The organism is Pseudactinotalea suaedae (assembly GCF_009733815.1).
Classification (GTDB): Bacteria; Actinomycetota; Actinomycetes; order Actinomycetales; family Beutenbergiaceae; genus Pseudactinotalea; species Pseudactinotalea suaedae.
The window spans coordinates 468,463-479,367 of record NZ_WNXY01000002.1; the positions used below are offsets into that span (position 1 = coordinate 468,463).

The 10,905-nt window shown below is 73.4% G+C and carries 7 protein-coding genes; 6 read left to right on the forward strand and 1 reads right to left on the reverse strand.

Going from position 1 to position 10,905, the window contains the following annotated elements; all coding sequences use genetic code 11:
- The first annotated feature begins 87 nt into the window (after positions 1-87).
- Genes GPA04_RS05575 through GPA04_RS05600 form a run of 6 tightly spaced genes read left to right on the forward strand, consistent with a single transcriptional unit; the run spans position 88 to position 9,227 of the window.
- Positions 88-3,237 (forward strand): FtsX-like permease family protein, encoded by a 3,150-nt coding sequence (locus GPA04_RS05575; RefSeq protein ID WP_156223063.1) that lies wholly within the window; start codon positions 88-90, stop codon positions 3,235-3,237.
- Positions 3,234-5,957: an ABC transporter permease gene (locus GPA04_RS05580; RefSeq protein ID WP_156223064.1), complete on the forward strand. Its 2,724-nt coding sequence runs from the start codon at positions 3,234-3,236 to the stop codon at positions 5,955-5,957. The genes GPA04_RS05575 and GPA04_RS05580 overlap by 4 nt, the downstream gene beginning before the upstream one ends.
- Positions 5,954-6,937 (forward strand): ABC transporter ATP-binding protein, encoded by a 984-nt coding sequence (locus GPA04_RS05585; RefSeq protein ID WP_156223065.1) that lies wholly within the window; start codon positions 5,954-5,956, stop codon positions 6,935-6,937. Before GPA04_RS05580 ends, GPA04_RS05585 begins: the two co-directional genes overlap by 4 nt.
- Positions 6,934-7,635, forward strand: a complete 702-nt coding sequence (locus GPA04_RS05590; protein ID WP_156223066.1) for an ABC transporter ATP-binding protein — start codon at positions 6,934-6,936, stop codon at positions 7,633-7,635. Before GPA04_RS05585 ends, GPA04_RS05590 begins: the two co-directional genes overlap by 4 nt.
- Before the next feature lie 18 nt (positions 7,636-7,653).
- Positions 7,654-8,664: a GDSL-type esterase/lipase family protein gene (locus GPA04_RS05595; RefSeq protein WP_156223067.1), complete on the forward strand. Its 1,011-nt coding sequence runs from the start codon at positions 7,654-7,656 to the stop codon at positions 8,662-8,664.
- Positions 8,661-9,227 carry an adenine phosphoribosyltransferase gene (locus GPA04_RS05600; protein ID WP_156223068.1) on the forward strand — a complete coding sequence of 189 codons (567 nt, stop codon included), beginning with the start codon at positions 8,661-8,663 and terminating at the stop codon, positions 9,225-9,227. The genes GPA04_RS05595 and GPA04_RS05600 overlap by 4 nt, the downstream gene beginning before the upstream one ends.
- Before the next feature lie 205 nt (positions 9,228-9,432).
- Here the strand turns inward: GPA04_RS05600 and GPA04_RS20975 are convergent.
- A partial coding sequence (locus GPA04_RS20975; protein ID WP_162458529.1) for an HNH endonuclease signature motif containing protein occupies positions 9,433-10,905 on the reverse strand: 1,473 nt, incomplete at its 5' end.

A 10,905-nucleotide genomic window follows, 5' to 3' on the forward strand; every position in this document is an offset into this window, starting at 1 on the left:
CACGGCGTGCGGGCGCCACGCTTCTGACCGCCGATAGCGGCTTCCACTACCGTGTGATCTCGAGGCAGGGGGAACGGAGGCCGCGGCTTGCGCACCAGTGGGTACGCGTGGCGTCGTTCGCGCGCCCGCGCGGGCCTGGTCGCGCTGCTGACGGCGATGTCGGCGCTCGTCGTGCTCGCCCTGGCCGGCACGCTGGCCTATCTCGACGTGTCCTCGACCGCGGGCGTCCGTGACGCGATCACGGGCTCCCCGCCCGCTGCCCGCGTGCTGCAGGTGCAGACCCGCGTCGCCACGGACCCCGACGCACAGCGCGCCGCTGCCACCGCGGTCATCACCGACCTGTTGCCTGGGGACGCCATCCTCTGGAGCAGCACCCGGACGCCGCCGATGCCGCTCGTGGGATCGGAAGAGCGGGCGATCCTGCTGGTCGACGACGCGATCGCCGAGCACGCCACGCTCTCCGCGGGTGGGTGGCCCGGCGCCCCGAACGAGACCGCGGTCCACGCCGGTGCCGCGCAGACGCTGGGGATCGCCGTCGGGGACGTCATCGGCATCAGTGCCGAGGAGACCGGTGCGGAGCTGACCGTCGTCGGGCTCTGGCTGCCCGACGACCCCGATGACACGCACTGGGCGGGTGACCCGACGCTGACGGACGGGACCGATCCCCTCGAGATCGACGCCTACGGGCCGTGGGTCGTCACCGCGCAGACGCTGGAGCCGCTGGCCGTGACCCCGTTCGTGCGCTGGGTGGTCACGCCGGGCGCCGAGCTGACCCCGGAGGCGCTCGACGCATGGCTGCGCGACCTTCCCCGGGTGCCGGACGCTCTCGACGAGGCGGGGCTGACCGTCCGGGGCGTCACGACCTCGGGCACCCTGACGACGACGCTCGCCGACGCCCGCGAGGGGCTCGCCTCGGTCCGGGCCTCGAGCGCGATCCCGTTGCTGGTCGTCGCGCTGGTCTCGCTGGTGGCGCTGTGGCAGATCACGCGGCTGCTCGGGGCGATCCGGGAGCGGGAGACGCTCGTGCTGCTCTCCCGCGGTGCCGCGCCGAGCCAGATCGCCGGGTTCGGCGCGGCCGAGGCCGCCGTGATCGCGTGCGGCGCGCTGATCGGCGGCGCCGCGGTCGTGGCCGGTTTCTTCGGGCGCGCAGGCTTCGACCTCGGGACGACGGTCGCGGTCGCCGTGGCCGTGGCGCTCGCCGTGCTGGTCGTGATGACCACCGCCGTGGCGCGTGCGGCGCTGACCGGGCTGCACCCGGAGGGCGAGAGCGGGCGTGCGACGAACGCCCTGGCTGGGAGCGCGCTCGTGCTCGTGACGGCGCTCGCGGCGTTCGCGCTGTGGCGGTTCACGCGCAACGGCTCCCCGCTCGTGCCGGGCACCCGCCAGATCGACCTGGTGGCCGTGGGGGCGCCCGCGCTCGCGCTGATCGCCGTCGCGCTCGTCACGGTCACGGCAGCCGGGCCGCTCACCCGCGGGCTCGCGGCCCTGATGTCCGCTCGTCCCGGATTCTCGCCGGTCACCGAGCTGCGGCAGTCGTCGCGGCGCATCACCGTCAACGCCGTGCCGGTGGTGCTGGTGGTGCTGGCGGCGGCCATCGCGACGATCGCCAGCGGCTACGCCGGCACCTGGCAGGCGCTGCGCTCCGCATCCGCCCAGGTCTCGGTCGGTGCCGACGCGCGGGTGGAGACCGCCGGGGGCATCGTCACCGCACGGCCCCGAGGCGTGTCGGAGGTGCTGGCGGCCGCGGGCGTGGGGGCCGACGCGACCGGCGTGCTGCAGGGCGCCGTACGCGTCGACGAGACGGTCGGTCAGCTGACCGCGCTCCCCATGACCGACATCGGCGTATCCTCCGCCCCCGGCGAGCTGCTCGACCCGGTGACCCGGCTGCTGACGCCTGCCACCGACCCGCTGCCCGGCCTGGAGCTGCCTCGGGACGCGACCACGCTCGCTCTCGGTGTCACGGCGGCCGCCGACGGCCAGGACGACGTCCACCGCCAGCGCACCGTCGCGGTCCGGGTCTGGCTCCTGCAGGGGTCCGAGCTGATCAGGCTCGACCTCGGGTCGACCCGGGTCGTGGCAGGCGACCAGATCGACCGGGACGAGGAGACCGGCGAGATGCTCGTCGTCGAGGACCCGGCGCGCGGCCGCCCCGTGTCGGCGCAGCTCGAGACCCCGGTGCCGCCCGGGACGTGGCGCGTCGTCGCGGTGGACACGCTGATGGAGGCCAGCCACAACCCGACCAGCTGGACCGTGTCGGTCGACTCCGTCAGCGCTGACGGCACGGACCTGCTCGGCCCCAGCGACCTCGTCTGGGACCCGGCGGTGCTGCCGACCCCGGCCGCAGGCGAACCGTTCACCAGCGAAGGCACCATGGCGTTCAGCGGGAGCTTCGCCGGTGACCTGACCTCGGGCACCTTCCCCCAGCTGATCTCGCCCTCCGTGCAGCGGTTCATGCCGAGCTCCGACGCACCGCTGACGCTCCCGGTCGTCACGACGGGCGGGTGGGACGACCAGATCCGGCCCGACGGCACCGACGTCCAGATCGGCACGATCCCGGTACGCGTCGAGCAGGTCGGCACCATGCCGGTCGTTCCCGGCAACCCCGACGCCGCGGCCGCGCTCGCCGACCTCGGCTCGGTGCAGAACACGCTGCTGCGCTCCAGCCCCGAGGTTCCCTCGATCACCCAGGTCTGGGTCGACGGCGGCGATCGTGGACCGGCCGACCTCGCCGAGGCGCTCCGGGAGGCGCTGCCGCCGCGGACCGAGGTGGTCGCCACGGGTGAGGGCGTCACCGACACGGTCGCGGCGCCGGCGCGCACGGTCTACTGGATCGCGGCCGGCTGTGCGCTGCTGCTCGCGCTCCCGGCGATCGTCGCGGTCGCGATGACGCAGGCTGCGGGGCGGCGCGGCGAGGTGGTGGTGCTGCGCGCGGTCGGCGTCGGCGCGGCCCAGCAGGGACGCTCACGCACCCGCGAGCTCCTGGGCCTCGAGCTCGGCGCCGTCGTCGCCGGTGTGCTCGCGGGCTGGCTGCTCAGCGCCGTCATCATGGTGCCGCTGATCCGGTCGACGGCGCCGCAGGTCTCGGGCGCGGTGCCGTTGCGCCTCACCTTCGACTGGCTCCCGGGGGTGGCGGTGATCACGACGGTCGGGCTCGTGGTGGCCGCCGTCGCGCTCTGGTACGGGGCTCGGGTGCGAGCCCAGGCCCGCGACACGACCTGGCGGGAGGAGATCCGATGAGGCTGCGGTTGCTGCTGCGCCAGGCGACCAGCTCGATCGGGGCCTCGATCGTCATCGTCCTCATCGTCGCCGTCGCCGCCGGGCTGTTCACGGCCTGGCCCCGGGTGTCGCGGGCCACCTTCACCGACGAGGTGAACTTCCGGATCGACGAGACGCCGGTCACCGCGCGCGCCCTCACCGGCCGACAGGTCGGGGGCTGGCCGATGAGCCCGTGGGGCGGTGAGACGTTCGACGACGTCGCCGACCAGGCGGCTGCCCTCCTCGAGGTGGCCGGTCCCACGCTCCGGCCGCTCGTCGGCGACCCGGAGCTGATGATCACCGCGGGGCTGCCCGTGCCCCTCGGTGTCTCGTTCTCGGCAGCGACCGAGAAGCCTGACGAGCTCGCCGATCGCGGCCTCGCGTTCCGCGCGAGCCGCACCCTCCCCGAGCACGTCGAGTTCGTCGACGGCGAGGTGCCGGGAGCGTGGACCATCCCCGGTCTCGGCACCGACGAGGGGCCGCAGCCCTCCGACCCGATCCCGGTCGCGCTGTCGGTCGCCACCGCCGAACGGATCGGGGTCACGCTCGGCGAGGAGCTTGACCTCACCGGCCTGCAGCTGATGGTCGACGCCGCAGACGCGCGAGCCGTGGTCACCGGCCTGTTCGAGGCCACCGATCCCGACGACCCCTACTGGCTCCATCAGGCCAACGGGCTGACGCCGCTGATCATCAACGACCCCGACGTCGGCGACTTCGCCATCGGCACGCTCTACGTGGACCCCGACACCATGGGGCTGCTGCAGCTCAGCAACCTGAGCCCGACCACCGACGTCTGGGTGCCCGTGGCCGCGGGCGCCGAGAACGCTCCGGCGCTGCTGGACGATCTCCGCGAGATCGTCGCCCGCGACCTGTCGCTGGGCGACCAGTCCTTCGGAGGCGTCAACGTCAGGCTCGAGACGGCGCTCATCGGGGTGCTGGACGCCTCCCTCACCTCCCAGCGCGGCACCGCCGCGGTGCTGACCCTCGTCGCCGCCGGCCCGGTGGGGGTGGTCTTCGCGCTGCTCGCGCTCGCCACCCGGTTGTCGGTCTCGCGCCGCCGCGCCACGCTGGCGCTCGCCAGCGCACGTGGCGGCTCGCCGTGGCAGATCCGCGGCGCGCTCGCGGCCGAGGGGCTCGCGCTCGGTGTCCCGGCGGCTCTCGTCGGCGCCGCCGTGGCGACGCTGCTCGTGCGCGGGTCGGTGCAGCTCGGCGACTACGCGCTCCCCGCTCTCGCCGCGTCGGCGCCCGCGGCGTTCCTGGCTGCGGAGCGGCTGCCGAACCTGCGCACGCAGCGCCAGGACCTGTCCACCCGGTCGAGCAGCCGATGGCGATGGGTGGCGGAGGTTCTCGTCGTCGCGGTCGCAGCAGGGGCGCTGTACCTGCTGCTGAGCCGGGGCCTGCAGGCGACGACGACCGCGTCGGTCGACCCGCTCGCCACCGCGACGCCGCTGCTGATCTCGCTCGCCACCGCGGTGCTGGCCACGCGGTTGTTCCCCTACCCGATGCGGCTGGTGCACGCGGCGGCGCGGCGCCGGCGCGGGCTCGCCGGCTTCTTGGGCTCGGCGCGGGCGATCCGGGAGTCCGGGGCCGGTCTGGTGCCGATGCTCGCGCTGCTGGTGGCGACGTCGATCGCGGTCTTCTCGACGACGATGCTCACCACGCTCACGGGTGGTGTCTCCGAGAGCACCTTGGCGGCGACGGGGGCCGACGTGCGGCTCGCGGGACCCGCCTACGACGACGACGTCGTCGCCGACATCGAGGCCGTGGCCGGCGTGGCCGGCACCGCGCGCGTGTTCAGCCAGCCGCAGACCCAGATCACGGCCGGCACGACGACACGGCAGGTGACGTTGTACGCCGTCGACACCGCGGCGCTGCAGGGGGTGCAGAGCGACGTCGACGGGTCGCTCGCTCTGCCGTCCGGCATGGACGTGGCCGAGGGTGACGCCGTCCCGGTCGTGCTCTCGAGCGCCCTCGCCTCGCTGGAGGCCGACGGCGACCCGCTGAGCATCCGGATGAGCTCCGTCGTGCCGGTCACCTCGCTCGGGACCAGGGAGGCTGCGGCCGGAGTCGCCGAGGGGACGTTGTGGGCCGTGGTGGATCTGGACCTGCTGCGCGAGGTGACCGGGCAGAACCTCGTGCCACGGCTGCTGCTGGTCGACCTGGAGCCCGGGGCGGACGTCGACGCCGCGGTCGCCGAGATCACCGCGATCGTGCAGGACCAGGGAACGATCACCACCTCGGTGGCGCAGGAGTCCGCGTTCCTGTCCTCGCCCACGGCGAAGTCGATGCAGCGAGGGTTCGTGGTCGCGCTGGTCCTCAGTGTGCTGCAGTGCGTGATGGCCCTCGTGCTGGCGCTGGTGCTCGCGGCACCCGACCGTGGCCGACTGGTCGCGGTGCTGCGCACGCTGGGGCTCGGTGGCCGCGACGCGCGTCGGCTCGTCTCCTGGGAGCTCGTCCCGCTGGCTGTGGTGGCGCTGCTGGCGGGCACCGCCCTCGGGCTGGCCCTCCCCCACCTGGTCGTCGCCACGGTCGACCTGTCGGTGTTCACCGGTCTCGCCTCGCCGCCGGTCGTCTACGACTGGGGGCGGCTCGCCCTCGTGCTGGCCGGCGTCGTCCTCGTCATCGGTCTGACCCTGCGCCTCGCCAGCGCGGTGGCCCGCAGACTGTCCCTGTCCGTACTGCGCATCGGAGACGCGACATGAGCACATCAGAGGCGGCCACGAGCGGCGCGGCCCAGCAGGGCGCCGCCCGGGTGACCGGAGGCGAGATCGTGTGCGAGGACGTCGTGCGCATCTACGCCGCCGACGGCATCGAGGTGCAGGCCCTGCAGGGTCTGAACCTGCACGTCGAGGCGGGCGACCTCGTCGCGATCGTCGGGGCGTCCGGCTCCGGCAAGTCGACGTTGCTGACGATCCTGTCCGGGCTCGACACGCCGACGGCGGGCAAAGCATCGGTGGCGGGCGTCGACCTGCTGACGCTGCGGGGCCGGCGCCGCGTGAGCTACCAGCGGCACACCGTGGGGTTCGTGTGGCAGCAGACCTCGCGCAACCTGCTGCCGTACCTGACCGCCCACGAGAACATCGCGCTGCCGATGGCGCTGGCCGGGCGCGAGAAGCCCGGGGCCATCTCCGCGCGAGCCGACGCGCTGCTGGAGATGCTCGGGGTGGGCCACTGCCGCGACCGGCGCCCGGCGGCCATGTCGGGAGGCGAGCAGCAGCGCACGGCGATCGCGGTCGCCGTCGCCAACTCCCCGCAGGTGCTGCTCGCCGACGAACCCACGGGTGAGCTGGACGAGGCGACCAGCGCCGAGGTGCTGGAGATGATGCGCACCGTCAACGCCGAGACCGGCGTCACCGTGCTGATCGTCACCCACGACCCCACCGTCTCCGAGCACGTGCGCCGCACGGTGCAGATCCGCGACGGCCGCACCTCGACCGAGGTGCTGCGGCGGCGTGAGACCGACGAGCACGGCACCGAGCGCCACATCGCCGAGGAGTTCGCGGTGCTCGACCGCGTGGGCCGGATGCAGCTGCCCCAGGAGTTCGTCGGCGCCCTCGACCTGAAGGACCGGGTGCGCCTGACGCTCGAGCCCGACCACGCGGCCGTGTGGCGGGATGCGCGCCAGGACCAGCCGGGAACCGGGGGCGCCGGCGAGCCCTCCGAGGAGGAGCAGGAGCGATGACGAACCCAGCCGCGCTGAGCGGGCGCGACCTGACCAGGGTGTTCACCACGCCGTCGGGCGACGTCCATGCGCTCACCGAGGTGAGCCTGGAGGTGCGTCCCGGCGAGCTGCTCGTGGTGCGCGGACCGTCCGGCTCGGGCAAGACGACCCTGCTGAACCTGCTGGGCGGGCTGGACACGCCGACGTCGGGCGAGGTCTGGCTCGGCGAGACGGAGCTGACGGCGATGTCCGAGCCGCAGCTGCTCGAGGTGCGCCGGACCCGGCTGTCCTACATCTTCCAGTCGTTCGGTCTGATCCCGGTGCTCTCGGCGGCCGAGAACGTCGAGGTGCCGTTGCGGCTGGTGGCGACGCCCGGCCTGGACCGTGAGCGACGCGTGGCGGAGGCGCTCGACCTGGTGGGACTGGCGCCGCACGCCAACCAGCGCCCGTACGAGCTGTCCGGCGGCCAGCAGCAGCGGGTCGGCATCGCCCGCGCGCTGGTGTCCGAGCCGGAGATCCTCATCGCCGACGAGCCGACCGGACAGCTCGACTCCGCGACCGCGGCGACCATCATGGACCTGCTCTCGACCCTGGTGCACGAGCGAGGGCTGGCCGCCGTGGTCTCCACGCACGACCCGCTGCTGATGAGTCGCGCCGACCGGGTGCTCGAGCTGCACGACGGACGGGCGCAGCCGCGTGGGCGCCACAGCGCCGCCTGAGCGGTAGTTTTGACGACCGTGACCACGGAGCTGAGACCGGATGTCCGTCCCGAGGCCTGGCGCGGCGCCGCGGGCTGGGAGGAGCGCGACGGCGCGTTCCGAGCGTGGCGGCTGCTCCCCTCGCTGGTCGGGAGGGCGTTCGCGCCGGAGCTGCTGGCCAAGGCGCGTGAGGCGGCCGGAGTGCGCCTCGACGTCGTCGCGGACGCGGGGGTGCTCGAGCTCGACGGCGATTACACGATCGACCTCGATCGGGAGCGCCGCATCGACGTGCTCGTGGACGGCGAGCTCCACCAGCGGGTCGACATCGAGCCGGGGACCGTCCGGGTGAGCGTGCCGCTGCCGGCGGGCGAGCACCGGGTGCAGGTGTGGCTGCCGCAGGTCGGCGAGCTGTGGCTGCGGTCGCTGCGGCTGCCGGGCTCGGTGTTGCGGGCGGCGCCCGCGGCCGCGGCCCGCTGGACCACCTACGGATCGTCGATCACGCAGTGCAGCGCCGCGGCGGGTCCGAGCGAGACCTGGCCGGCGGTGGTGGCGCGGGCGCTCGACTGGGACCTCACCTGCCTCGGCTTCGGTGGTCAGTGCCACATCGACCCGGTGGCGTCCCGCACGATCGCGGCGATCCCGGCCGACATCGTCAGTCTGTGCCTGGGCATCAACATCGCGGGTGCGGCCTCGCTGTCGACCCGGACGTTCGGGCCGCAGGTGGCCGGGCTGATCGACCAGGTGCGCGAGGCGCACCCGGGAGCGCCGATCGCCGTCATCAGCCCGATCCTCTCGCCGCCCCGGGAGCGCACCCCGAACCCGGTGGGTGTGACGCTGGAGTGGATGCGCGAGACGATCGGCGAGGTCGTCGACGCGACCGACGACGACCGTCTCCACCTGATCGACGGGCCCAGCATCATCGGTGAAAGGGATCTCGGGCTGCTCCCCGACGAGCTGCACCCGGACGAGGTCGGCTATCGCCTGATGGGTGAGCGCCTCAGCGCCGCGCTGGCCCCGCTGCTGACCACCGCGACCGCGACCGTGGCATGAGCGAGGTGAGCGTGGCCGAGGTGGTCGAGCGGGCTGCCGCCATGATCATCGAACGCACCCGGCTGACGCCGGACTTTCCTTCGCCCGGCGTGCTGTTCCGGGACCTGACCCCGGTGCTGTGCCATGCCGACTCGCTGGGCGTGATCGCCGAGGCCATCGCTGCCCTGGGTGGCGACGCCGACCTGTATGCGGCCCTCGAGGCTCGCGGGTTCCTGCTGGGAGCGGCGGCCGCCGTGGCCGGGGGCGGCGGCGTGCTGCCGCTGCGCAAGCCTGGAAAGCTGCCCGGTACCGGGACCGAGGCCCTGCTGGTGCAGGGGTACCAGCTCGAGTACGGCACCGCCTCGCTGGAGCTGCAGCCGGCTGATGTCGGGGAGGGCTCGCGGGTGGTGGTCGTCGACGACGTGCTGGCGACCGGCGGCACCGCCGCCGCGGCGGTGGAGCTGGTGCGTCGAGCGGGTGGTGTGGTGACCGCCGTCGTGGTGGCGATGGAGCTCGCTGCCCTCGGCGGACGTTCCCGCATCCCGGCGGACGTGCCCGTGCACGCAATCACGACCATCGACTGACGCCGCCCAGCACAAGTCGGGTGTGGTGGTCCTCAGGGCTGAAGAGCCGCTCTGGACCGCGGGTCAGTGGACTACCTGCCCGCCACGACGCCGTGGATCATCCGGTGGTCTCGGAGCCGCGCTGACATGCCCCGTGTCCCCGCTACCGCCTGATGGCTTGGCTCCGACATCCCGCTGCCCCCGCCACCGCCTGACGTGGGCTCCGTCAGCCTGATGCCCGATCGTGGACAGCCCGATGTCCCCGCCTCCGGTGGGGTGGCGGGGTTGGGGGCGGGTGGTTCAGAAGGGTGGTGGGCCGAGGTCGTCGAGAGTGCCGCGACCCTCGACGCTGTCCATGGAGTTCATGGTTCGCGAGCCCGTCGAGGGCGTCCAGTCCGGGGATGCCTCGCCGGCGGCCACCAGCGGCTGTGGTGGTCTCGACCTGGTGTCCGGCCTCCACGCCACTGTCATCGCCGTCGTCGGTGTCTGGTCGGTGGCGTGCTTGGTGTCGGGTGAGGTAGTCGACGGTGCCGTCGCGGTTGCGGCGGATGCGTAGGCCGTGGGGTGTGCGCCACAGCACCGCCCCGTTTGTCAGGATGAGGTAGCGGAACCCGTGGTGGGTCTTGAGGTTGTGATGGCGTTGACACAACAACCGCAGGTTCGTGGTCTCGGTCCGACCACCGGCCTCGGGATCGGCGTGGTCGTAGGGCTCGACATGATCGTCCTGGCAGTACAGCGCCTTGGCGCGGCAGTTCGGGAAGACACAGGTGCCATCACGTAACCGGAGCTGTTCCTTGATCCGACCCGGGACCTCATAGGAATCGGCCTGCTGGTAACCGTTCAGGTCCAGCACCGGCCGCACCGCAACCCGGGTGTGCGGGTCAGCGCACCAGGCCCGGATGGTCTCGGCGGTGATCGGGGTCGCGGTGTTCTCCACCCGCCCCACCCACACCGGCACCCGCCACCCCTCGCCGTTGACACCGCAACCCGCACTGTCGCCGCTATCGGGAGCAGCGCTGTCGCCGCCTTCGGGAGCAGCGCCACCGCGGCTGCCGCTGGGGCTGATGCCGGGGTGCCCGGTGTTGGCGGGGCCGCGGCTGAGCATGTCGTAGATCGCGGCATCGGTCAGGTGCACGTAGAGCACCACCTGCCGCCGGGACCGCACGCGCACCCCACCGTGGCCACCAGTACCGGCGTCGCAGGCCTGGCCGTCGGCGGTGTCGTCGGCGTGGTCGGCGTGGTCGTCGCTGCTGCTACCGGTGACTGGTTGACCTTGGAAGGTCAGGTGTTCGCGGGCGAGCTCACCCAGCGCGCGGGCGCGGCGCACGTTCAACGGGTCGGCTGATCCCCACGCAGCCAGCTGCTGCGCCGAGTGCGACAGCGCCGCCTCCAGATCCAACGCATCCGGCAGATCCACCCAGCCACTGACCTCGGTCAACCCGGCCAGACCGGTCTGGTCCAGACGGATCTGCACCCCCCGCTGCTCGGCCCGCTCGGCCGCCACCTGCTCGGCCAGCTCGCTGTCATGACGGGCCATCGCGGTCGCGATCAACCCCTCCAACTGATGGCCACTGACCCGGTCCGCCGCCGCAGCGATCTCACGATCCACGAACCCCGCCGCCAGCCTGCTCAACCCGCCAGTGGCCTGCGCGATCCGACGCGCCCGCCACGGCTTGACCTCACCAGCCAGCACCCGAGC

What these genes read in the sequence shown, in the direction of transcription:
- GPA04_RS05590 (WP_156223066.1), top strand. Translation starts at nt 6,934, where the DNA reads ATGACGAACCCAGCCGCGCTGAGCGGGCGCGACCTGACCAGGGTGTTC.
- GPA04_RS05600 (WP_156223068.1), top strand. Translation starts at nt 8,661, where the DNA reads ATGAGCGAGGTGAGCGTGGCCGAGGTGGTCGAGCGGGCTGCCGCCATG.
- GPA04_RS05585 (WP_156223065.1), top strand. Translation starts at nt 5,954, where the DNA reads ATGAGCACATCAGAGGCGGCCACGAGCGGCGCGGCCCAGCAGGGCGCC.
- GPA04_RS05580 (WP_156223064.1), top strand. Translation starts at nt 3,234, where the DNA reads ATGAGGCTGCGGTTGCTGCTGCGCCAGGCGACCAGCTCGATCGGGGCC.